This is a genomic window from Paenibacillus sp. Y660, from assembly GCF_057221575.1.
The window spans coordinates 49913-74326 of record NZ_JBXBBJ010000007.1; the positions used below are offsets into that span (position 1 = coordinate 49913).

22 protein-coding genes and 1 pseudogene are annotated in these 24414 nt (G+C 44.9%); 20 read left to right on the forward strand and 3 right to left on the reverse strand.

Translation table 11 applies throughout. The annotated features are described in order from the left end of the window. Positions 1 to 146 precede the first annotated feature (146 nt). From AC2TDN_RS10600 to AC2TDN_RS10660, 13 genes and pseudogenes are all read left to right on the forward strand, one after another. A complete protein-coding gene (locus AC2TDN_RS10600; RefSeq protein ID WP_484687938.1) occupies positions 147 to 1460 on the forward strand; it encodes a nucleotide sugar dehydrogenase in 1314 nt (437 codons plus the stop codon). Between the two features lie 165 nt (positions 1461 to 1625). After that, positions 1626 to 2342 (forward strand): sugar phosphate nucleotidyltransferase, encoded by a 717-nt coding sequence (locus AC2TDN_RS10605; RefSeq protein WP_482068075.1) that lies wholly within the window; start codon positions 1626 to 1628, stop codon positions 2340 to 2342. Between the two features lie 2 nt (positions 2343 to 2344). Then, positions 2345 to 3331: a dTDP-glucose 4,6-dehydratase gene (rfbB, locus tag AC2TDN_RS10610; protein ID WP_484687939.1), complete on the forward strand. Its 987-nt coding sequence runs from the start codon at positions 2345 to 2347 to the stop codon at positions 3329 to 3331. A gap of 26 nt (positions 3332 to 3357) precedes the next feature. Then, complete coding sequence (locus AC2TDN_RS10615; RefSeq protein WP_484687940.1) at positions 3358 to 3813, forward strand: dTDP-4-dehydrorhamnose 3,5-epimerase family protein; 456 nt, start codon at positions 3358 to 3360, stop codon at positions 3811 to 3813. 14 nt (positions 3814 to 3827) lie between these two features. Then, positions 3828 to 4961, forward strand: coding sequence for a CgeB family protein (locus AC2TDN_RS10620; protein ID WP_484687941.1), 1134 nt, complete (start codon positions 3828 to 3830; stop codon positions 4959 to 4961). Between the two features lie 25 nt (positions 4962 to 4986). Then, complete coding sequence (locus AC2TDN_RS10625; protein WP_484687942.1) at positions 4987 to 5961, forward strand: GT-D fold domain-containing protein; 975 nt, start codon at positions 4987 to 4989, stop codon at positions 5959 to 5961. A gap of 22 nt (positions 5962 to 5983) precedes the next feature. Further along, complete coding sequence (locus AC2TDN_RS10630) at positions 5984 to 7363, forward strand: glycosyltransferase family 2 protein (protein ID WP_484687943.1); 1380 nt, start codon at positions 5984 to 5986, stop codon at positions 7361 to 7363. 5 nt (positions 7364 to 7368) lie between these two features. Then, positions 7369 to 7629 (forward strand): hypothetical protein, encoded by a 261-nt coding sequence (locus AC2TDN_RS10635; protein WP_484687944.1) that lies wholly within the window; start codon positions 7369 to 7371, stop codon positions 7627 to 7629. Between the two features lie 14 nt (positions 7630 to 7643). Then, on the forward strand, positions 7644 to 8798 hold the full coding sequence (locus AC2TDN_RS10640; protein ID WP_484687945.1) for a glycosyltransferase family protein: 1155 nt from the start codon (positions 7644 to 7646) through the stop codon (positions 8796 to 8798). A gap of 24 nt (positions 8799 to 8822) precedes the next feature. Beyond that, complete coding sequence (locus AC2TDN_RS10645) at positions 8823 to 9953, forward strand: DegT/DnrJ/EryC1/StrS family aminotransferase (RefSeq protein WP_484687946.1); 1131 nt, start codon at positions 8823 to 8825, stop codon at positions 9951 to 9953. A gap of 34 nt (positions 9954 to 9987) precedes the next feature. Continuing rightward, the gene (locus AC2TDN_RS10650; protein ID WP_482068084.1) at positions 9988 to 10536 is read left to right on the forward strand and encodes a GNAT family N-acetyltransferase; all 549 of its coding nucleotides are present in this window, start codon (positions 9988 to 9990) and stop codon (positions 10534 to 10536) included. Between the two features lie 85 nt (positions 10537 to 10621). Next, positions 10622 to 11251: a DUF1796 family putative cysteine peptidase gene (locus AC2TDN_RS10655; protein ID WP_484687947.1), complete on the forward strand. Its 630-nt coding sequence runs from the start codon at positions 10622 to 10624 to the stop codon at positions 11249 to 11251. An 84-nt stretch (positions 11252 to 11335) separates the two neighbouring features. Further along, positions 11336 to 11647: pseudogene (locus AC2TDN_RS10660) on the forward strand (IS1182 family transposase); the annotation flags it as partial. A gap of 183 nt (positions 11648 to 11830) precedes the next feature. Here the strand turns inward: AC2TDN_RS10660 and AC2TDN_RS10665 are convergent. The 3 genes from AC2TDN_RS10665 to AC2TDN_RS10675 are packed head-to-tail and all read right to left on the reverse strand — an operon-like array spanning position 11831 to position 15378. Then, on the reverse strand, positions 11831 to 12475 hold the full coding sequence (locus tag AC2TDN_RS10665; RefSeq protein WP_482068086.1) for a class I SAM-dependent methyltransferase: 645 nt from the start codon (positions 12473 to 12475) through the stop codon (positions 11831 to 11833). A gap of 18 nt (positions 12476 to 12493) precedes the next feature. After that, positions 12494 to 13699 carry a glycosyltransferase family 4 protein gene (locus tag AC2TDN_RS10670; RefSeq protein ID WP_484687948.1) on the reverse strand — a complete coding sequence of 402 codons (1206 nt, stop codon included), beginning with the start codon at positions 13697 to 13699 and terminating at the stop codon, positions 12494 to 12496. Further along, entirely contained in the window at positions 13696 to 15378 is a 1683-nt protein-coding gene (locus AC2TDN_RS10675) for a glycosyltransferase family 4 protein (RefSeq protein ID WP_484687949.1), read from the reverse strand. Before AC2TDN_RS10675 ends, AC2TDN_RS10670 begins: the two co-directional genes overlap by 4 nt. A 350-nt stretch (positions 15379 to 15728) precedes the next feature. Between AC2TDN_RS10675 and AC2TDN_RS10680 the strand changes: the two genes are divergently transcribed. From AC2TDN_RS10680 to AC2TDN_RS10710, 7 genes are all read left to right on the forward strand, one after another. Beyond that, on the forward strand, positions 15729 to 16487 hold the full coding sequence (locus AC2TDN_RS10680) for a glycosyltransferase family 2 protein (protein WP_484687950.1): 759 nt from the start codon (positions 15729 to 15731) through the stop codon (positions 16485 to 16487). A 73-nt stretch (positions 16488 to 16560) separates the two neighbouring features. Then, complete coding sequence (locus AC2TDN_RS10685; RefSeq protein WP_484687951.1) at positions 16561 to 17601, forward strand: glycosyltransferase family 2 protein; 1041 nt, start codon at positions 16561 to 16563, stop codon at positions 17599 to 17601. Further along, on the forward strand, positions 17594 to 18322 hold the full coding sequence (locus AC2TDN_RS10690) for a glycosyltransferase family 2 protein (protein WP_484687952.1): 729 nt from the start codon (positions 17594 to 17596) through the stop codon (positions 18320 to 18322). Before AC2TDN_RS10685 ends, AC2TDN_RS10690 begins: the two co-directional genes overlap by 8 nt. A gap of 151 nt (positions 18323 to 18473) precedes the next feature. Next, on the forward strand, positions 18474 to 22286 hold the full coding sequence (locus AC2TDN_RS10695; protein WP_484687953.1) for a phospholipid carrier-dependent glycosyltransferase: 3813 nt from the start codon (positions 18474 to 18476) through the stop codon (positions 22284 to 22286). Between the two features lie 15 nt (positions 22287 to 22301). Further along, positions 22302 to 23303 (forward strand): glycosyltransferase family 2 protein, encoded by a 1002-nt coding sequence (locus tag AC2TDN_RS10700; RefSeq protein ID WP_484687954.1) that lies wholly within the window; start codon positions 22302 to 22304, stop codon positions 23301 to 23303. Continuing rightward, complete coding sequence (locus AC2TDN_RS10705) at positions 23296 to 23730, forward strand: GtrA family protein (RefSeq protein ID WP_482068094.1); 435 nt, start codon at positions 23296 to 23298, stop codon at positions 23728 to 23730. Before AC2TDN_RS10700 ends, AC2TDN_RS10705 begins: the two co-directional genes overlap by 8 nt. Positions 23731 to 23745: 15 nt before the next feature. Continuing rightward, positions 23746 to 24402, forward strand: a complete 657-nt coding sequence (locus AC2TDN_RS10710) for a class D sortase (RefSeq protein ID WP_484687955.1) — start codon at positions 23746 to 23748, stop codon at positions 24400 to 24402. Positions 24403 to 24414 lie beyond the last annotated feature (12 nt).

Here is a 24414-nt window from a genome sequence, read left to right on the forward strand (position 1 = left end):
GAGAAATCAAGCTTCTTCTTTTTTTTATTGAGGAATGCTGTACAAAAGTAAATTCAGACAGCAAACTGTCCAATCCATTTCTATTTATTGTTCATATAGTATTTAAGTTATTTAAAGCAGCTAGAGAGAGGGCGAGATCATAGAATATGAGCAAGGAACAATATGTTAATACCAAAGAAGAGCGGCGAACGGTGGCAGTTGTTGGGATGGGCTATGTTGGCCTTCCGCTGGCGTTGCTATTTGTTCAAAAAGGGTTTCATGTGCTGGGCATTGATTTGGATCGTCAAAAAACGAAGCTGCTTAATGAAGGAATTAGCTATATAACGGATATTCAAAATGAAGTCATCCAGGAAGCCCTGTCATCAAAGCGCTTCACGCCTTCCAATAATTACAACGGCTTGCATGAGGCTGAAGCTATTATCATCTGTGTACCGACTCCGCTAACATCGCATAGAACGCCTGACTTAAGCTATTTGACTCAAGCTGCGATAGAAATAAGCTATAGATTGAACAAGGGACAGCTTGTCATATTGGAAAGCTCCACCTATCCAGGGACAACGAGTGAGGTATTGGTTCCTATTCTTAGTCAATTCGGTTTAAGGGCGGGAACGGATTTTTTTGCAGGCTATTCGCCTGAGCGGCTGGATCCCGGCAATGAAAAGTATCAGGTGCAGAATATTCCTAAAATTATCAGCGGTATAACATCCAGCTGCAAAGCTAGAGTGGAAGAGCTATACGGACAGGTATTTGACCAGATTCATCCGGTTTCTTCAACAGATGCAGCAGAAATGACAAAAATTTTGGAAAATTCGTTCCGACTGATCAACATTTCCTTTATGAATGAGATGGCGATGATATGCGATGAGCTTAAGCTGAATGTATGGGAAATTATCGATGCTGCCAGCACCAAGCCTTTTGGCTATACGCCTTTTTATCCCGGACCTGGAATCGGCGGACATTGTATTCCTGTCGATCCTTCCTATTTGGTATGGAAAATCAAACAAACCGGAATTAATTCTGATTTTATACAAATTTCAAATGCCATTAATCGTACGATGCCCAAATATATCGTTCAGCAGCTCGAAAAGCATCTTGGCCATCAAACGTTGTCGAACAGCCATTTACTCGTTTATGGCGTTGCGTATAAGCCTGATATAGCTGACTACCGGGAATCGGCATCCACAAAGCTCATCCAATTACTGCAGCAAGAGGGAGCGATCGTTTCGTACCATGACCCTTACGTCCCTACTTTACAGCTTGAAGGGCTTAAGCTTCAGAGCACAGAGCTGACAGAAGAGTCGCTCAAGAAAGCGGATTGCGTCATTATTGCTACTAATCATTCAAGCTTGCCCTTGTCTTATTTAATAGAGCATGCCTCGTTTATATTCGATACGCGCAACGTTAGCAAAGGCATATCGGGCAAAGCGAAAATCGTGAGACTTGGAGGAGGAGATGGCTGAATTTAGACAAAATGTAGGGTTTCCTAGCGAACTAGGCAAACATAGTATAAGTCAAGAGAGGAGAAAGGCAAGTAACTGTCTATGACATTTGCCGGTAATAGGTGGAGCATTTGATAGTAGTAAATGAGCATGCTATGAAAATAGAAGCTGAAAGGAGATGACCCTTTGAAAGGAGTCATATTAGCAGGAGGTACAGGAACGCGTCTGCGTCCCCTTACTAGCTTGATGAATAAGCATCTTCTTCCCGTTGGAAAATACCCGATGATCTACTATGCAATAAAAAAACTAGCTGATGCTGGCATTCAAGATATTTTACTCGTTATTGGCAAGCAGTCCGCCGGTATGTATGTGGATTACTTGGGAAGCGGCAATGATTTTGGCGTTCGAATAACGTATAAAATTCAAGATCAAGCAGGCGGAATTGCTGAGGCATTATCACTCGCATCTGATTTTATCGAAGCTAATGAAAAGTTCGTCGTGCTGCTCGGTGACAATTTGTTTACCGATAGTTTGCTGCCATTCGTTCAAGAGTTTCAGTTACAGCCAGAGGGAGCAAAGGTCGTATTAAAGATGGTCGACGATGCTCGGAGATACGGTGTTCCTGTCATTGAAGGTACGATCATCAAGTCCATTTTGGAGAAGCCAGAAAATCCACCCTCGAACTACTGCGTAACCGGCATTTATATGTATGACCATCAAGTTTTTGAGCTTGTTGCCAAGATAGACCCTTCTTCAAGAGGCGAGCTCGAAATTACGGATGTCAACAATCTGTACGCTGCCAAAGGCGTTCTGACCTATAACGTGATGAACGGATGGTGGACGGATGCAGGGACGATGGAATCTCTGCATGAGGCTGGAGCAAAGTTGAAGGAAGGTGAATAACGATGAGGCTGCTTATTACCGGGGGCATGGGGTTTATTGGAAGCAATTTTGTGCTGCATATGCTGCGCCAATATCCTGACTACCACATTTACAATTTGGATTTGCTTACCTATGCATCCCATATCGACAATTTAGTAGAGGTGGCTTCATTACCGAACTATCATTTTATCCAAGGAGACATTTGCGATAAGCTGCTCCTCTCCCAATTGATGAACGAGGGCATAGATGCCGTCATTCATTTTGCGGCTGAGTCGCATGTCGACAGAAGCATTGAGAATCCGTTCGCCTTTGTGGAAACGAACGTGCAGGGCACGCTTGCTCTGCTTGAGGCTGCCAGAGTGCATAAGGTCAAACGTTTTGTACAGGTGTCCACGGATGAGGTATACGGCTCGCTTGGAGGAAGCGGTTATTTCTCCGAAACGACGCTGCTTGCGCCGAATAGCCCTTATTCATCCAGCAAAGCTGGCGCGGACCTGCTGGCGAGAGCTTACTTTCACACGTACGGCCTGCCTGTCATGACGACGAGATGCTCCAATAATTACGGGCCGCGTCAATTTCCAGAGAAGCTTATTCCGCTTACGATATTACGCGCACTGAACGTTGAAGAGATTCCGCTGTACGGAGACGGACTGAATATTCGGGACTGGCTTTATGTGGATGATCATTGCAGCGCTATAGATCTTGTTCTTCATCAAGGCGCCCCCGGGGAAGTGTATAACATCGGCGGGCATAACGAGTATACCAATATTGAGATTATTCGCCGCATCCTTGCCGAGCTTGGCAAGCCGGAATCGCTTATTCACTATGTGAAGGACCGATTAGGCCATGATCGCCGTTATGCAATAGATGCTTCGAGAATTAGAAAAGAGCTCGGCTGGTTGCCGAATTATCCATTCGAAAGCGGAATTCGGAAAACGGTGGAATGGTATGTGGACAATTTGCAGTGGCGGAGCAAAATTGCTGCAGGTACGAATAACAAGAGCATTTAGTTACTTTTAGGGAGGTTTGAATAAACGTGATCGAAGGCGTACGGAAAAAGATACTTAAAAAGCATAGCGATGATCGTGGTTTTTTTATGGAGCTTCTGCGCAAGGACGATGACATTTTTGGAGAATTTGGTCAGGCATCATTGTCCAAATCTTTTCCGGGAGTCATCAAAGCCTTTCATTACCATAAGAAGCAGGATGATATTTGGTATTTTCCATTCGGCAGCGCTCAGGTCGTTCTACATGATATGAGAGCGGACTCGGCTACATTTGGCCAAACCGACGTTTATTACATGGGGGAAGAAGATCCGTTTCTGCTGTTCATCCCTCGCGGTGTAGCTCATGGCTATCGCGTGCTGGGGCAGGAGCCTGCCTATATTATGTATGTGACTAATATGGCTTATGATCCGGCAGACCCTGACGAGTATCGTTTTGCTTATGATGATCCAGCGATCGGATTTGATTGGAGTACGAAAAATCGTTAAGGAATGGGGAGAACATGATGCGCGTGAAATCCGGGCGAAAGCCAGGCTATCATTCCAAATGGAATAAGGGATTTCAAGCCGGCAACAACGATGGCCTTGCCAAAGGGTGGAATGCCGGCTATCGATTAGGACGATCACAAGGCATCCTTGCGAAAATAGGAGAGGCAGCCGTCCCCCTTTTTGCTTACAGGGTACTGTATGTGACAGCCGGAATTGGCGATCCTTATCCAGCGCTGGATCAAGCGATAATCGACGGCTTAAGCGGAGTCGTTACGGAAGTATTTTCGATGAGCCCCGCAGATTCGGTCTTAGCAGCAGCAGAGCTTCACCAACCGGATATCGTGCTTGTGCTTAATGGAGTGTCCCTATCGGTTGATCGGGTCGATGAGCTTCGAGCGCGCGGCTTCCGAACCGCGGTTTGGTTTACTGACGATCCTTACTATACGGAATGGACGGTCAACATCGCGCCGCATTACGACGTCGTATTTACTTTAGAGTTGAATTGTGTTCCATTCTATCAATCGCTTGGGTGCAAGCAGGTTTATTACTTGCCGTTTGCGGTTAGTCCAAAGCTTTATCAGCCAACTGCCGTCGAACCTGCCATGCAGACAGATATTTGCTTTATCGGTACCGCTTTCTGGAATCGAGTCCAATACATCGATCAGCTCACGCCTTATCTCCTTGGCAAGCGTACGTTTATCTCAGGCTTGTGGTGGGATCGCTTGAAAAATTATCGCCAGCTTTCATCCTATATAAAGCTTGGGGAGTGGATGCCGCCGGAAGAGACTGCGCGTTACTATAATGGGGCTAAAATCGTCATTAATTTTCATCGGCCTATTGTTGATGAGATGAATCGAATCGGCATGCCTATTCAAGCAAGCTCCGTAAATCCAAGGACCTTCGAAATTAATGGCTGTGCAACGCTTCAGCTTGTTGACGCTCGTTCAGAGGTTGCACAGATGTATGAGCCGGATAAGGAGATCGTCATTTTTCATTCGCCGGAGGAGCTTCGCCATAAGCTCGAGTATTACTTGACGCACGAAGAAGAACGGCGAGAGATTGCTCTGAGAGGCTACAAGCGAACATTGCAGCAGCATACGTATGTCCATAGACTGCATCAAATGATCGCTATACTCAGTCAACACTAAAAGAATGAAGCTTTGGAGGTGAATTATGCAGCAGCAAGCGCTACAGCGCAAATCGAGGCGAGTACTGCCGCAGCTTAGACGCAGATTGAAAGGCAAACGTAAGCTAAGTAAAAAAAAAATAGTGAACGGACAGCTTGCGAGCTTTAATTCAGGTTATAACACCGGTTACAACGATGGCTATAACAAAGGTTATGATCTTGCTTTTGACAAAGGGGTGTTCGAGGGCGGCGATGCCATTGTAGATCGGCAGCTTCCTGCTCATGTTATTTTACCAAACGTACCGCTCACAGCTATTATTGCAGCCGGCTTAGCGCATTACGAGGAGCAAATGCTGCCGCTGCTCCCAACTTTAGATGTCTATGTTCTTATACGTGATGCCTTGCTTCTCCGAAAACCGTTGTCCATTGTGAGGCTTGGCGATGGAGAATTGCTCACTATGGCTCAAGGGTTGCAAAGCATTGAGCAAATTCAAAAGGATGGAAGCTTTCTTCACTATGCTGGAATTGATGTGCCTGACTTCAACGCGCGAGATATGCTGCTGCAAGCTATCCTCCAATCCTCTGTCGTAGGCATTCCAAAATCACGCTACCGCACCTTCTCACCGCTTGCCATTTCTATTTTTGACCACTATGGCATCCCCTATCGAGAAATGGCTCTCACTCAATCCACCATTAACTATTCTTTATATTTAGAAGGCTTCCTGCTCGATTTGCTTGGGGGAGCAAAGGTGCTCCTTGTAGGGAACGAAGCGCCGAATCTGCGCGAGAAATTAGCGGCCAAAGGCATTCATGTTGTGGATGCGATCGCACCGGTACAAGGTTTTCATGATGTTCCTCGCGTGATGAATGAGATTCTGCTGCGGGATTTCGATATTGCGCTTGTATCGGCAGGGGTACCGGCTGTCATTCTCGTTCAGCGAATTGCAGCAGAGATGGGAAAGGTAGCAATCGATTTTGGTCATCTTGCGAATAAAATCAGCAATGGGGAAGCGCCTCTGTAGCCATTAAGAGAGGAGAAAAGCAATGAGAGCAGTCAAATTTAGACCTCGCAAGAAAGCCTTAAAGTCCAGAAATTCGCATCCAGCGTTTCATAAAGGATTAAAGGCTGGCTACGGGGATGGCTTTCAACGCGGCTACGAGCAAGGTTTAAATAGCGGGCTTCGTGACGGTATGGAAGGCAAACGACAGCTGTTTGATGGAACCAGCATCATTATTCCCACTATGAATCAGAAATTGTTTCTGATTGAATGCATCGAAAGCATCCGGAAATATACGCATCAGCCGTATGAAATCATAGTGATAGATAACGGTTCGACAGATGGTACGGCTCCGTATCTGATGGCAGAGACAGATGGCGTACGTTTCCGTTTAAATAATACGAATCTAGGCTTCGCGGGCGCTGTTAATCAAGGCATGCAAATGGCGAAGGGAACGAGTTTGCTGCTGCTGAACAACGATACGGTCGTTACGCCAAATTGGTTGAGCAATTTACTTGCCTGCGCAAGCTCTGATCCTCAAATCGGCTTGGTTGGACCCGTCAGCAACTATATTAGCGGTGATCAATATATTCCAACAAACTATGATTCGGTAGAAGGCATGCAGCAATTTGCACTTGGCTACAATCAACAAAACAATGCGCGTTATCAGGTTGTATCCCGAATTACTGGCTTTTGCTTGCTGATGCGCAGGGATGTTTTTGAGCGAATCGGATATTTTGACGAAGGCTTTGAGATCGGCAACTGCGAGGATGATGACTACGGACTGCGTGCGTCCATGCTCGGATTCAAGCTAGTCATCGCAGGAGATACGTTTGTGCACCATTACGGCAGTATGACGATGAAGCATCTAAAGGAAAAATTCGCACCGGTCTATGAGAAAAATCAGGTTTATTACTATGACAAATGGGGCGATCCAGGCCGTGCGCTGCAAGAAGCAACAAATAGCGAGGATCGCATTTCAACAGGAATGAATCGCTTTTACCCTAGCTGCATCATCGTTAAAGGTGCAGATCCAACTGCCTACTGGGTCGAAAATGGTATCCGGTATCCGATTATGACACCCATCTCCCTTCCTATAACGCAAGTGTCTTCGCTGGATTTGAAAAGCTGGCCGCTCGGTCCTCCGCTAAGCGCGGATGATGTGCAGGTTAAGCTAAATCAACTAAACAATGTGTTTCATGTAGAGCAGACGTTGGCGGATGGCGCCATCGTCGTTGCACAAACCGGACTGTTATACCAGCTGCAGCAAGGCAAATTGCGATCTGTCCTGTCAAGTGCAGCCTTGCATGTATGGCATTTGCATCAAAGGGCCGCCATTCCGATCTCTCATGAGACAGAGAGCCGTTATACACTCGGAAATCCGATTATCCCATGTCCGGCTATCCGTACACTTTCCTGGAGGTGATCATAATGATTCGCAGAACAAAACGCAAGATGACAAGAGCAAAGAAGCGTAAGAGCACAACAGTTGTCCGAAAAAGACGACGCATTGCCAATACGCGTTTGAGAAAAAAGAAAACGAAGGTTGGTCAAGCGAAAAGGGTTTATCGTTCTACTGCTTACAACAGGGGCTATAGCAAAGCCTTTGATCAAGCGTATAACGAAGGCTTCAACACAGGCTACGCGCAGGGCGTAGAGCAGGCCCAATTAATTAACAGCTCCGAGCTTTAAATGGAGGGGAGGACATGAAAGTGAGATTCAAGGCTCGCAGGACAAAACCTATAGGTCCTTCTGTATCATTCCGCAAAGGATTGCGAAAAGGTCGAGTAGATGGACATAATCGGGGTCTTCAAGACGGCATTATTGCCGGCAAACAGAACGCATTATGGCCAATTGCCCTTATTATCGCGCAAGTAAAGTCATTTCCGTCGCTTGAAATTATTTTGCTCCAGCCTTTTCGGTTAATGAAGCAGCTTGGCATTTATAACTTTCGGGTTGTAACAGAAGAAGAAGCAACGAGAGAGCATATCGCGGAGGCTGCAATCGTTGTGTTTATCCGCAACGTCGAGCCGAGAGCGTATAACTTGCTTGAAATGGCTCATGAAATGGGCAAGCCAACCGTCTATGTCATCGATGATAATTTTCTTGAGATCCCTTCAGTCGGCGCGATCTCAGACTATTATAAAGATCCTATTCGCCGGGAAACTTTCATTCGTTTCCTTACTTTCTCAAAGCTTATACAGGTCATTTCACCTTACTTTGCCGATTATATAAGGCTTCATTTCAATCCTCGTGTCGTTTGCTTCTCCGCAAGCGTCGATTTTAGATGGCTTGATGAATATGGACCAAAGCCTGTTCGCAATGATGGCGTCATCGTATTCGGCTATGAAGGGACGGTCAAGGAGGAGGACTTCAAGCCGGTCGTTCCTGCGATCATAAGAATATTGCAGGAGTATGGAGCAAGGGTGAGAATCGAATTTATGGGATTTATTCCATCTGGACTGCAAGGCTTGCCGGGCGTTTCTTTTCTTCCTTATGACCATAATTATCGCCAATTCATGCAGTCACTGTATAGCACGACATGGGACTTCGGTTTGGCGCCATTATCTAATTCCTTGTTCAACTTATGCAAAACGAACAATAAATTCCGAGAGTATGCAGGCTGTTTAATTCCTGGCATCTATACGAATACACCCGCCTACTCGAATTGTATCACCCATGAGGCAACGGGGCTATTGGTCCCTCAGACGACGGAAGGCTGGTATCTCGGCATGAAGCGGATGATCGATGATCAAGCGCTGCGCAATATGATTAAGGAGCATGCAGGAGCGTACAGCCGCAGTCAATTTTCGCTTGAGCAATCAGTGGCGAATTGGCGCCAGCATATTTTGCATGTATAGCTCACTTTGAGAGGAGAATGATTTTTGGATAAGCACATTCCTGTGTTACAACCAAGCATTGGTCAAGAAGAGATTGATGCTGTAGTAGAAGTTATGCGTTCCGGCTGGCTGGGACTCGGGCCCAAAACCGAGCAATTTGAAAAGGAATTTGCTGCCTATGCGGGAACCCGCTTCATGGTTGCGATGAATTCTGGGACCGCTGCGCTGCATCTCGCGCTTGAGGTGTTGAATATTGGCGCAGGCGACGAGGTTATCGTCCCGCCAATGACCTTCATATCAACGGTACATGCAGTGAGCTATGTGGGCGCTACACCGGTATTTGCCGATGTCGAGCCCGATACGATGAATATTTCCGTAGAGGACATCGCACGTAAAATAACGGATAAAACAAAGGCAATCATCGTCGTTCATTTGGCAGGACATCCAGTCGATTTGGATGCGATTCAAGCGTTGGCCGATTCGAAGGGCATTAAAGTGATTGAAGACGCAGCTCATGCTTGCGGCGCGGAGTACAAAGGGAAGAAGATCGGAGCTTCAGGCAACTTGACCTGTTTCAGCTATCACGCCGTCAAAAATTTGACCTGCGGCGAAGGCGGAGGCATTACGAGCAATCAGGATTGGGTTGTACGCAAGCTGAAGGAGCTGCGCTGGGTCGGCATATCGAAGGATACGTGGATGCGTTCCTCTGCCGAACGCGTTTATGCTTGGCAGTATTTTGTCGATAAGGTTGGCTACAAATATCATATGAGCGATATGCAGGCGGCCATTGGCATCGTGCAGTTGAAAAAGCTCGATCAATTGAACGGCCGCCGCCGTGAGGTAGCAGAGTATTACAGCGAGCAGTTTAAGGATGTAGAATGGCTGGAGCTGCCTAAGGAGAAAGCCTATGCCCGCAGCTCCTGGCATCTGTATCAAGTAAAGCTGCCAAACGAGGAATCCCGTGATCGCCTAATTGGGCATATGAAGGATCATAACATTGCGCCGGGCGTCCATTACTACCCATGTCATCTGCAGCCTAGCTATATCCATCTTAAGGCAGAGGTACCCGTGTCGAATGAGGTGTGGAAACGGATTTTGACGCTGCCGATTCATCCCAACCTGACAGATGAGGATTTGGAGCGAATTGTGGCCTGCGTGAAGAGCTTTCAGCCTTAACAGGCAAGCCAATATACGACACGGAGGGGAAAGCATGCTGGAGGGACAACGAATCAGTCTTCGCGCGCTAGAGGCGGAGGATTTGCCGCTGGTCGCAGCTTGGCGCAATCAACAGGAAATACGAAGAGCTTTTTTCAATAAGTCGCTGCTAGCTGCCTCGGGACAGCGGAAATGGTACGATCGGCTGCTCGATGACCGCAGCAAACAATTTTTTGTGAGCATAGAACGTGATTCCGGCAAACCGGTCGGCATGATCAGCTTAGTGGATATCGATTACGTGAATCAGAAGGCAGAAATCGGCACAACCATTGTCGGCGACCGCTCCATGTGGGGAAAAGGAATCGCGTCTGAAATGATAGGCGTCGCACTTTGCTACGCGTTCGAGGATTTGGGATTAAATCGCGTATATGCTTACGCGATCGATACGAATACAGGCTCGATTCGCGCCAAAGAGAAAAGCGGCTTCCTGGTGGAAGGAACGCTTCGGGAGCATCACTACAGCAATGGTGCGTATCATGATGTTGTCGTATTCGGGATAACACGAGAACAATGGAAAATGATCAATGAAAGTAATCCTCAGTAAGCAACCTTGTATGGGAACTCTCGAATAGAGAGTTCCTTGCTTGAGAATAATCAGGTATACGATCTATATTTGGGAGGTGGACAAGATGTTATCATTAAATCAAATTAAGAGACCGTATAATGCTATTTTCAGTTTAGGAAGAAATTGTAATCCGAGCAGCTATTTAATTCAAAATAACTTGCGTCCGTTCAGCGGTGTTTTAGATTGGATGATTTCATATTCATTGCCTGATGTATGCAACTTACTAAACCATCGTTTTGCTGGATTTATGAAGAAGTCAAACATGACGTTCGAAGGATACTACGACGACGGAAAGAAGCTCCTAATAAAAGACAATAAATATAATATCTACTCTGCGCATGATTTTTTGGTTTCTGAGAATACGCCGGCTGACTGGTATAGTTATCCTCAATTTAGAAACAAGATGGATCGAAGAATTGCTAGATTTTTGGACTATACGGATCATGTTCACTGGATTCTCTTTATTAGAATAGGAGGAACTGTAGAGGAAGCAGCTGAGCTTGAGCAGACACTATCACGATTAGTAAAGCATCACTTTTATGTGCTTCTTGTTAATGACAATCCTCAGTTGGGAATTATGGAATGTTCTTGGCCATCAGAACGAATATGCTCTTTACAGGTTCCGTTGTACATTGATGAAACGATTAAATCGAATTATTGGCATGAGATTCTTAAAGGGGTTACGATCGTTTAAAAGTCAAAGGTTGGGGAGCTTACTTACAGCTCCCTCTCAGACTTCCGCACGATCAACCGGTTTCGTTCCGAGCGAATGAAAGCCTTAGAGAAAGTGAAAGCCGCACTTGGAAAGCTGCCGGGAAACATCATCGCAGATGCTGGATATGGCGGAGAAGAGAACTATGCTTACCTAGAGAATGAAGAGCTTGAGGCATTGGTCAAATACAGCACGTACCATAAGGAAAAATCGAAGAAGTGGCAGACGGACATTAGTAAGCTTGACAATTGGCATTACGATGAGGAAGAAGATAAATGGACATGCGCGAGTGGACAGAAAATGCGCTACAAGCAGCAGGTGCGAGAAAAGCTGCGCAGCGAGGAAGGTTATGTGCTGTCAGTGAGACGAATGATTGAACATTGCCCATAATCTCATGAAGCAAACAACGATAGACCAGATTAGAAAAATAGCGGTACAGGAATAGCTCCTTGTACCACTATTTTTTCATGTTTTCAAATATTTCAATTCAAAGCGAGCTATCTCTCCAACGAGCTTACTACTTTTTAGACAGCCCCTTAATCATCTAATCATCTTTATCCCCTATTTTATGTCTTGTTGACGTCTAATAGTAATATAAGGCGGTTCTTCTAAAGGGTTTAACCTAATCATATCAATTTCCTTTGAGGAGGTTGGTTGCTTTATGACAACCAAATGGTACATGATCTGATCAACTATATTTAGCCTGCTTTGTCTCAGTTCTTTTTTTTGATCATCGCTTAGTCCCACAAATTCAGGGAAATAAAAAAATTCAAGCCGGAGCAATCTAAAATCAATTTCTAATTTGCTGTTATCGCTCTCGCCTAACGGCCAATACGGAGAATTGGGAAAATAATAATCATTTGGTGACAGTGGGGTATATGAATCTTTTGTGAAAAAACGTGGAGTGTGCTCATTAAACATTTGCTTGTGGTAAGGATTCGCCATATTAAGTGAAGTATGCGCATACGGTGCTACAATGCATACGGTAGCAAAATGCTTGCAAACTCTATAGATTTCCTTCATGACTTTCATTAAATCATCTACATGCTCCAAGAAATGGGAGGACACAATGTAATCGACAGTATTATCTCCCAAGGGTATACCTTTGTTTATATCGCAAACAATATCAACCTGCGGCGTACGGATGGAATCGAGGCCTATGCAGCCAGGGAGTTTGTTATATCCACACCCTATATCAAGCTTCATTTTTTTTCCTGCCTTTCATTAATTGGATAAAGATCGCATAATGCCGTGTATTAATTGACTGTAAGAATATCTATTTCTAAGGAGGTAAGGAGTTAGTTGCTCTTCCTGTTCTTTTAAAGAATTCATTAAATTATTGAATTTATGAAGAGAAACTTTTCCATCAAAATGTTCTTTTGCTATTGAATGAGCCTGTATGCCGAGATTACGTGATTCTTCTCGATGAAGGATGAACCATTTCATTTTTTCAGCGAAACTAGCCGGCGATTCTGAGTCTGCAAACGTACCAAAACCACATTCTTCCAATGTTTGTAGATGACCAGGAATATTTGAGACTACTATTGGTCTTGCATAAGCCATTGCTTCGATTAAAGTCATGCCAAAAGATTCGATAAGAGATGCATTCACTAAAACATGAGTATGCTTGAATATTTCGTCTGTTTGATCCATTCTTGGTCTAAGAAAAACGTGATTTTGTAAGTTCTTTTGTTCAATTAATGATTGTAAGTGACCCTTAAGTGGGCCTTGTCCGTACAAATTTAATATAAAGGGTAGGCCTTGATCCATTAATATTTTAGCTGCAACAATTAAACAAGGAATACCTTTATGAGTCTCCCATGCATTTAAACAGGAAAATGTAGTAATCCCATCTGGATAAGCTAACGGTTGGTTGGGAACATGAGTGAAATTAGGAATGACTTTAATTTCTTTTCGAAGGTTTTGGTAGTGATCTTTGCTCCAGGTCGAACAGCAAACGACTTCAGTAGCATCCCTAACCAATAATTCGTCGCAAGCTGATTTAAAGTTTACTCCGCCGTTTGGAAGAAGCATATGGTCTAATATGCCATGAATCCAAGTGATACTAGGCAAGTTCAATTTGTAGGCTGTAAGAATTCCCGCTATAGAGGTAAGGGTGTTGATTAATACGAGTTGAATGCCCAGTATACGAAAAAGTGTAGTCATCTCATTCATACTATTAGTAGTTAGCCTGAAATAATCGGATAGTTGTACACTATTATCTTCAAATAGAAGGTAAAGGGGCAGTAAATGCTGTAATGGGTAGTATCTAACACCTGTTCCTAGTAATTTTGATGCCATTGGGCCGCTTCCATGGGCAATAACAGTTACTTCATGTCCATGCTTCTGATGAAGGCCTATAGCCAAGTTAGTCAACATGACTTCGGCACCACGTAAATGTGGTGAATGCGATACTAGAGCTATTTTCATCGTATTCTCCTATCCACTCTAGTTATTTGGCAAATAACTCGAAAGAAAGCGTCATAATTAACGGTTGTATCAAACTGACTGGTTATAAGTTTATAAGATCGGTCGTACATGTTCTTTCTTTTTACCGGATTATGAGCTAATTCAGCAATGGCATCATACCATAATTTCATATTTTCTTCTGGTGCTACTGGAATTAATAGACCGTGAACACCATGTTGTATGAGATCAGTATAAGGAGAAGCTTGAGAGTAAATCCCAACAGCGCCTGCAGCCGTAATTTCTAAAAACTTATTTGGACATTTACTTTGCGAAGTTATTGTGTTGTCTAGCGGCGCGATTAAGATGTCAGGACTATACGATGAAATGGTACGTGCGTATTGTAAATAATTGGAGAAAGGTAAAAGGAAGAGCCTTCCAGATCCTTGTAAATAAGCGAGCTGGTGAGGAATTTGCATGCCCATAATTATAATATCCCATTCACTGTTTTGATGAATAAACATTCGCATCGCTTCAAAAGCGACATCTGAATTATGACGATGAGAACCAACATAGCCAATAAGTTTTCGGGCTTTTGATTTATTCTTTGATTGATGAGGGGTGAACTGTTCTAGGGCAACGTTTTGATTTAGTCGAATTATTTTTTTTGCATAAGGTCTGATATAGTTTTCTAAAATAGGCGAATATACTACGGTTGCAGTGCAACGTTGGAGGCATTGTAAAAACACTTCAAATTCAGGTTTTCCTGGTGAAAACATACCTTCATAGATTGGCCAATCTTTTGCAACAGTGAACCAGTTATCGTCGATCATATATAGTGTTGGAATACCGAGTCTTTCACATGTAAGAAGAATATTCAGTACATTCGGATGTTTTCCTCTTGAAATGATGACTAGATCAGCATCATGTAAGTCTTCAAAAACGGCAGCTTCATCTAATAGTGGTTTCCAAGAAAAATCCTTTTGTCCCTTCAGTGTTTCAAAATAGTTATAAAAACATAATTGATTATGATGAGGCTCCCAGTAACCCCCCGTAACTACAACTTTTAATTTGTTATGATCAGAATATCGTCTCTCTCTCTTAGCAACTATTGCCCGATGAATGAAGTTAAATGAATAAGGAAATGTTCGTATAAAAGGGTAAGCATCCCATGTCCATTTGTTCTGTGCAATTTGATGGTTTGAATGAAGGATCCAATGGTATTTGGTTAGTCGTATAAACAAATCCCATTCAGGATAACGTTGAAATATACTTTCTGTGTCAAAACCTCCAATGCTTTTTATTGCTTTCTTTTTAATAATTGCCCCGCATAGTTTAATTAAGTTTAAATATTGCAGCAGCCCATAATTAATCCTCTGCTTGAAATGTAAATCCTGAGACCCATTTGACTCAGTGAAATAACCATCTAATTCTGAGAGATTCTCCATTGAACGGCTCAAGTTGAGGAGCTCATTAACATTCAGAATGACCCCGGGCCATGCAAATGTAATGTTGTTCCCCAAGGCTTGTTCTATGCCTAGATTAAATAATATCCCGGGATGCCCGGTTTCATCATCTGTTTCTAAAATTTTAATGCGAGGGTCAAGTTTTTTTACTTGTATATATGGCGTTGATCTCCATATAGGTCCGTCACAACATAGAATTACTTCCAAATCAGAAGGTATTGAATTGATGGATTCCATCGTACGAATAAGATCTAATTCGACGAACTTGTAATCTCCTATTGCGAGTACAATGATGGTGCACGTTTTATGAGTAGACCCCAATGAAAATATCAGTCCTTTCTATTAGAAGTTCTTTCTAGCTAAGCGAAGTTGGATTTTTTGGCTACAAAATCCACCTTAGTACATGATATGTGTGAATTGTTGTTTACGTTTGTACGTTTGTCGTTTTGGGTGAGATATTTGAATGTAACCTAACAACGGAATACGCCTTTTTTCTTCCCACTCAACTTAAGCCCTATCCACGCTCCTAATAGATGAATAGATTATATGATCAAGTAAATTTCAGAATAATCAGGAGTTGTTTACGTATGAAAAGAGTTTTTTCTTCTAACGACCCTTCTCCTAAAGTATCTATCATTATTCCTGTCATGAATGAGAGAAGAACATTGGCCCGCGTCATTCGCGAGGCTAATAGAGTCGATGCTCAATCGGAAGTAATTGTAGTCGTTAACGGATCTACCGACGGTTCTAAGCATATTGCGGAACGATCAGGAGCACGAGTTATTTATTATGAGCAGCCGCTTGGTCATGATGTTGGCCGGGCAATCGGAGCCAATCAGGCAAATGGGGATATTCTTCTGTTTTTAGATGCCGACATTATCATACCTGCGCATAAGCTGCGAACATTTGTAAGAGCCGTTAGTCAGGGGGTCGATATTGCGCTTAACAGCTACTTGGGACCGACTCTGAAGTCAGATGTTCATAGCGTTATCCTTGCTAAGCATGCGCTGAATGCAATGGCGAATAAGACAGAGCTGCGAGGCGTTTCCTTGACGACCATCCCTCATGCGATGAACAGAAAGGCGCTGGAGGTTATTGGTGCGGATTCCCTTGCTGTACCGCCTCTTGCACATTTAAAAGCATTATTTTATGGATTAAACGTAAAGCCGGTGCAATTTATTAACGTAGGATCCAATCCGATAAAGAGAAAACGAAGAGGCCGTCAGGATCCATTGAAGGACCTTATTGTCGGTGACCATTTAGAGGCGATTGGCTGGCTAACCGAGCATGCGAATGAAAGAGGGAATTTAACTGACTATATGAGGCAAAGGGAGAACGCGAGGTGACAAGGTGATCAAGCAGGATGGCAGAAAGAGATTACTACCAAGAGTCAAACCTAGTAATAAGCATAAAAGAAGAATGAACAAACGAGGAAAGCTGCGGGCATCCGCACCGCGTATACCGCGCGAGGCTGGGAGAATGGCAAGCTGGGGGAGAGAGGCCGGGCAGAAGGACGCAACTGCCAATCCATTAATTGGACAGGGCGATTCGAGCAAGCTCATCAATCGTTTGTGGGCAGCACGAATGCGCACACGAGCATGGAGTCCTATGGCATGGACGCGATATCATGCAGCAGCGAAAGGTTATTTGCAAGGCATCTGTCAGAAAAATGGACTTCCATATCTCAATAGAGTGCTTATGCCGACCGATAAATCCGTTGCTGTCATTATGACGGTCATGAATGAAGAGGATACGATTCCGATTCTGTTGATGGAGCTGAACCGGCTAGTTATTGACGAGCTGATCATTGTCGTAAACGGCTCGAAGGATCAGTCATTCATGAAGGCGCGGCAGCTCTCGAAGGCGACCATATTATATTATCCTGAGCCTTTAGGCCACGATGTAGGAAGAAGCATAGGAGCAAAGGTGGCGAAATCCGACATTCTTGTGTTTATTGACGGCGATATTCCGCTAAAGGCGGAGCAGCTGATCCCTTTTGTCTACGCGGTTGAAAAAGGCATGGATGTGGCGCTGAATAACGTAAATCCATATCTTCCGATATTCAGCAGGAGAGATGCGGTATCGCATGTGAAGGAATTTCTTAATCGCTCGCTAAGGCGGCCGGATTTGAAGGCCAATTCTTTAACAACGGTGCCTCATGCGCTTTCCAGACGGGCAGTAGATCGTATCGGTTATGCGCATTTAGCGGTTCCGCCTAAAGCACACGCAAGGGCTATATTGGAACAGCTTCAAGTGGGAGCGCCGTTTAGCGTAAATGTTATTGCAGCTAATCGTCGCCGCGCTCATAACGCCAGTATCAATAATCCAGTAGCAGAAATGATTATCGGCGATCACGTCGAAGCATTGCGTCTATCCATGTCTTTAAAAACCAAGCGGTTGTCTTTCCCGGACCCGTATCGCATGCGCAGCAGGCTGCAGGGGGGAAGAGGCTATGAGTAAGACCAGTATCATTATTCCCAACTATAATGGCAGCTCAGTCCTTAAGGAATGTGTGGCTTCCATTCGCAGACATACGACCTCGCCATACGAAATTATCGTCGTTGATAACGGCTCGCACGATGAATCTACGAGGCTTTGCATCGCCGAAAGGACTCGGTTAGTATCGCTGCCGCATAATACGGGTTTTCCAGCTGCATGTAATTGGGGGCTTAGCATGGCAACCGGCGATACATTAATGCTGCTGAATAATGATACGATCGTTACGGCAGGCTGGCTGGACAACATGCTTCGCTGCTTGAACTGCCGGGAGGATATCGGAATGGTAGGGCCGATGACCAACTATGCAAGCGGTCAACAGCAAATCGTAGAGCCATTTACCAATATTGACGACATGGCGCAGAGGATGAATATACCGGATTCGAGAAAATGGAAGGAAGTCAATCGATTAATCGGCTTCTGCTTATTATTTAAGCGAAAAATAGTTGATGAGGTCGGTATGCTGGATGAGCGTTTTTCACCGGGACATTTTGAAGATGATGACTATTGCTACCGAACGCGTCTAGCAGGCTATAAGCTGATGATTGCCGGCGATATATTTATATACCATCATGGGAGCGCAAGCTTCCAAAAAGAGGGGATGGAGCAGGTTAAGCAGCTGATTGCCGTGAATCGTCAGCAATTTATTGATAAGTGGGGAATAAGCCCGGAGCAGTTTATGTGAGAGGACGCATCGATTCTGTAGAGGACCATGACTTAGGCGTGGTCCTTTTCTATTTTATTATGATTGACCCTTGATCTATAATCCTTTAAAGTGATAGTGTATTTTGCTATAATTATGCATCTTTAATTGATATGAGGTGGAAATCGGAACGATGATGAACAAGTTTATTCGCGCTACTATAACCATCCTTCTCCTTACCCTTCTATGGCCTGCTGTTGTTGGTCATGCTGCGACTAATCTATTAAAAAATGCTAGCTTTGAAGATGCAGCGGACGGAGCTCCGGCAGACTGGAACCATGATGCTTATTTGAAAGAGGACCATATTACTACATATTCAATCTCTGGTACACAGGCGCATACAGGAACGTATTCCGCTGTGCTTGAGAATATGGAAGCCAATCATTCGCGCTGGACGCAAGTCATAAATGTCAAACCAAAAACGATTTACAAGCTGTCTGGCTATGTGAAGACAGAGCAAGTTGGCCCAGAAGCAATAGGCGCGCATTTTTTCGTTGACGGCGTTGCTGTTACATACCCGGAAGTAAAGGATACAAACGGAAAATGGGTGTATGTTCATTTTTACGCGAAGACAGGCAAGGATCAGAAGAGCATTACGTTTGCCGCGAGTCTTGGCGGTTATGGGGGCATCAATACAGGCAAAGCCTATTTCGATGATGTTAGTGTAGAGAAGGTATCGAAGGCTCCTGCCGGCGCGGAAGTATTCAGCCTGGTTCCGACGGAAACAAGCCAGAATACGGAAGCAACTGGTGCAGGCGCATCGATATTTCCTTTAATTTTGTTCGCTGCGTTGTTTACCTTGTTTTTCGCGCTCGTTTACAGGAAGCTGCTTCGCGAACGAAGCTGGCTGGATGAGAAGACGCATCTGCATCCTATTATTTTCGCATTTGTTCTTATTGTGGCGCTTGCTCTGCGACTCTGGATTGCCATTGCAAGCAAGGGCTATGCCAACGATATCGCCTTATTTATGGCTTGGGCCGATCATGCGGTAAAGCAGGGTCTCTCCGGTTTTTACCATACCGATATGTTTGTAGATTACCCTCCGGGCTATATTTATATTCTGTATGTGCTAGGCGCCATCAAAAATATGCTTGCGCTTGACGCATCCTCTAATGCCGCATTGCTGTTATTTAAATTGCCGGCGATTCTAGCTGATCTAGGAGCTGCTTATTTTATTTTTAAAGCAGCGCATAAGAAATCGGGCTATTCAGTGGCGCTTGCTCTTGCGCTGCTCTATGTATTCAATCCAGCAGTTATTGTGGATTCAGCCGCATGGGGGCAAGTGGATTCCATATTTGCGCTTGCGCTAGTGTTGACCATTTACGGAATCGCGGAAAATAAAATCGAACGCGCTTCCGTTTTGTTCGCCATAGCGGCGCTTATCAAGCCGCAAGCATTCATTTTTATGCCGGTGCTGCTCGTCTGGTTCGTTTATCGCAAAGCCTGGAGGAAAATCCCGGTTAGTGCTTTCTACGGCTTTACAACGTTTATATTGTTTGCTTTGCCATTCTTTTGGGGCAATGGCGGGCTGTCAGGTCTTATTAATCTATATCGGGGTACGTTAGCCTCTTACCCGTATGCGACTCTAAACGCTTTTAACCTTTATGCGCTAAGCAATGATAACTGGAAGCCGATTACCGATACATGGCTGCTGTTTTCGTTCCAAGCCTGGGGCGCGATCTTTATTTTGGCGGCAGTTGCGTTAGCGGTTTATTTCTCTTTCAAGAAGCAGGACGGCGAATCGTCGAAGCGAGCTTTTTTTGTCGGCATGGTGCTGATTGTCGTTGTGTTTATGGGCGTAACCAAAATGCATGAGCGTTATCTGTTTCCCGTTCTATTGCTTTCAATCTTTGCATTTATACAATCGCTCGACCGAAGAATGCTGCTGGCTTATTTAGGCTTTAGCCTCACAAGCTACATCAATATTGCTTATGTGCTTGATTACAGCAAAGTGACCACAAATGTACCGTTTAACGGCATCGTTTTAATGTGCTCGCTAGCAAATATAGGTCTTTTGCTATACTTGCTTTATATCGGATATGATAAATATGTACGCGGCAGAGTGAAGCTCGTAAATCCACTATTGGAGGAAGAGCTGAGGCAGGCGGACGACAACGCGTTATCGGCTTATAAGACGGAAGCCGCTTCGAGTGTGAAACAAGAAACAAACCGGCTGGAGCGCAAGGACTGGGTTTGGATGGGAGCGATTACGCTCATATACGCCATCGTCGCTCTCTGCCAGCTAGGCGAGATGAAGGGTCCGACAACTCCATGGCAGCCTGCGGAGACAGGCGAAAGCTTTATCGTTGATTTGGGCGGAGTGAAGCAGCTTGACCGCATCAACAGCTTTGGCGGTGTCGGAACCGGTAAATTCAAATACGAATTCAGTCAAAATGGGACGGACTTTGATAATGTGATGGAAATAGACAGCAGCCATGTCGCTGTCTTTACTTGGACGAGTCAGCCAGCAGCGCTGCAAGCGCGTTATATTCGGCTGACCTCTGTTCAAACCGGATTTTCCATGCATGAGATCGCGATCTATGAGCAAAGCAACAAAATACCTTTGACGATCGTTGGCATTAATGACGAGCAAGCGAAGAATGCCAAAAGAGGCAGCGTAGCGCAGCTGTTCGATGAGCAGCACCTTGCGAAGTTTGATGCGACCTTTATGAATGGATCGTATTTCGATGAGATTTATCACGCGCGCACAGCCTATGAGCATATGGAGCATATCGTCGCTTATGAGAACACGCATCCGCCGCTTGGCAAAATCATCATCGCCATTGGCATTAAGCTGTTTGGCCTTAATCCATTCGGCTGGCGCATAATGGGCGTGCTGTTCGGCATTGCGATGCTGCCTTTAATGTATGTGTTCGCAAGAAGGCTGTTTAAAAGCAGCGTTTACGCTGGACTCGCCGCAGCATTGTTTGCTGCCGATTTCATGCACTTTACGCAAACGAGAATTGCGACAATCGACGTCTATGGCGTGTTTTTCATTATGCTGATGTTTTATTTCATGCACAAATATAATTCGTTAAATTTTTATCGGGTCAAGCTTAGCGTCACGCTTCTTCCGCTATTTTTGGCAGGCCTGTTTTTTGGCATCGGCGTTGCTTCCAAGTGGATCGTGCTCTATGGCGGCGCCGGTCTCGCGATCATGTTAGCCATTTCCTTATTTGAGCGCTGCAAAGAATATGCGGCCGCAAAGCGCGTGCTGCGAAAAGGCGGCACTCCAACGGATTCAGCATTAAGCATAAACAAGCTGAAGCATATCGTGAACGTATTCCCGCGCTATACGATTATTACGCTCGCTGTATGTCTCGTCTTCTATATCGTTATTCCTCTTGCGATCTACGCTTTATCCTATATTCCGGTGCTGACCGTTATGGATGAAGGGTATACGGTGAAGAGTCTTATTGATTATCAGAAGCATATGTTTAGCTATCACAGCAATCTCGTTTCGACGCATCCATTCTCCTCCTCCTGGTGGGAATGGCCATTCATGAAGCGGCCGGTATGGTACTATTCAGGCGACAACATGGCTGCTGGCATGAAGTCAACGATCGCAGCGATGGGCAATCCACTCATTTGGTGGGCAGGTATTTTTGCGATGGCAGCGACGATCTGGCTCAGCATCAAACGCAGAGACCAAGCGATGTATACGATTTGGATCGCTTTCCTGGCGCAATACGTCCCGTGGATGCTCGTTCCGAGGCTTACGTTCCTCTATCACTATTTTGCAATGGTTCCGTTTATTATTCTGAGCATGGTGTATATGTTTAAAGTAATCGAAGAGAAGCAGCCGAGCTTCAAGTTGGTGCGGAACGTCTTCTTGGCTGCATCCATTTTATTATTTTTTGTTTTTTATCCCGCTCTTTCCGGTATGACCGTGCCAAGCTGGTATGTAGAGCATGTGCTGCGCTGGTTCCCAAGTTGGTTATTTTAAGAAAGGGGCATTCGGATGAACAAATCGGGTGTAAAATACAGCATTATCGTTCCTATGTTTAACGAAGAAGAGGTTATCGAGCATACGTATGAGCGGCTGAAGCTTGTGATGGATTCTGCAGACGAACCGTATGAGCTTATTTTCGTCAATGACGGCAGCAAAGATCGTACGGTTGAATTGGTTTCGATGATTGGCGACTTTGATCCAAATGTCCGTCTCATTAACTTCTCTCGCAACTTCGGGCATCAGATTGCCATTTCGGCAGGCATGGACTATGCGAAAGGAGATGCGATCGTCGTTATTGATGCGGATTTGCAGGACCCGCCAGAAGTTATTCTCGATATGATCGCAAAATGGAAGGAAGGCTTTGAGGTCGTTTACGGCAAACGACTTAAACGCAAGGGAGAGACTGTCTTCAAGAAGCTGACTGCGAAACTTTTTTACCGGACGCTGCGCAGTTTGACGAATGTCGATATTCCCGTTGATACGGGAGACTTTCGGTTGATTGACCGCCAAGTATGCGACGTGCTTCGTAGTTTGAAGGAAAAAAACCGGTTTGTACGGGGGCTGGTCAGCTGGATCGGCTTCCGGCAGACGATGGTCGAATATGAGCGGGAGGAACGGTATGCGGGTGAAACCAAGTATCCGCTTAAGAAAATGATCGCGTTTGCAATTGACGGCATTACCTCGTTCTCCTACAAGCCGCTGAAGATTGCTACCTATATTGGATTTACCTTATCGTTTACGAGTTTTCTGTATTTGCTGGTCGTTATTTTCCAGAGGCTGTTCACGGGCAGCACCATCGCGGGCTGGGCTTCTATCGTTGCAGTTAATCTATTATTTAACGGCATCATTCTTATGCTCCTTGGCATCATTGGCGAATATATCGGACGGATTTATGACGAATCCAAAAATCGGCCGCTCTATATCGTGCGTGAGGTCAAAGGCTTTGCGGATGAGGAAGAAAGCAAAGCTGCGGAAGCAAGGCAAACGGATCGGATGAAAGAGTATGTTTAACGAGGCACGAAAAAAGCTCATCATCCAATTTATAACCTTTAACATCGTTGGCTTGCTAAATACGGCTGTCGACTTCTTGATGTACACCGTCTTGGTTTGGTTTGGCACTTATTATTTGCTTGCTCAGGTTATCGCTTACGGCGCGGGGATGATTAACAGCTTTGTGCTTAACAGCCGATATACGTTTAATAAAGGCGGGAGCGCAGCGGGCGGGACGAAGAAGCTGAGCTTAAGCGTCAGATTTATCGTTTGGAATGGCATTTTACTTGGCATCACGCTGCTTCTTCTTGCAGCCTTAACGCAGTGGTGGGAATGGAATGAGCTTGCTGCAAAGGTAATCGTAACGGCGGTTACGATTATGCTTAATTTTTATGGAAGTAAAAAATGGGTTTTCACATCGAAGGGGACACAGGCCGAGAGCAGCTAGCGGAAGGTGGGGAAAATGAAAAAAATATGGTCCTATTCATTAATCATCGTTGGCATTCTCATACTACTCTATCCAAAAGCAAATGAATGGTATGACAATCGGCAGCAAAATAAGCTGATGGAGGAATGGGAAGAAGCAAGCTTCGATGTAATACCCCAGGAGCAGGCGCAGGAGCAGTATGCGCAACTGACGGATCTTTTTAACGAGGAATCGACAACTTCGACGGCCCAGCCTGCAAGCACACCCACAGAGGCACCTGCAGCGACTCCGACCGTACAGAAAATCGCATCCATCGCAACGCTCAAAATAGACAAAATTAAACTTAAGCTGCCTGTCGTAGAGGGAGCAACTCAGAAAAACTTGAAATCAGCCACTGCGCATTTGAAGGAAACGACAGCAATAGGCAAGGTCGGCAATGCGGCTATCGCCGGTCATCGGATGCGTTCAAAGGGCAGGTTGTTTAATCGACTTGGAGAGATTGAGGTCGGAGACAAAATTGTATTGGAGACGAAGGAACAAACCTATACCTATACGGTATATAAAGTATCGATCGTAGAGCCAACCGACGTGTCCGTTCTGAATTACAATAACAAAGATAAGCTGCTCACCTTAATCACCTGCGACCCTATCGTGAACCCCACTCACCGCTTAATCATTCACGCAAAATTGTAACGGCAGCAGAGC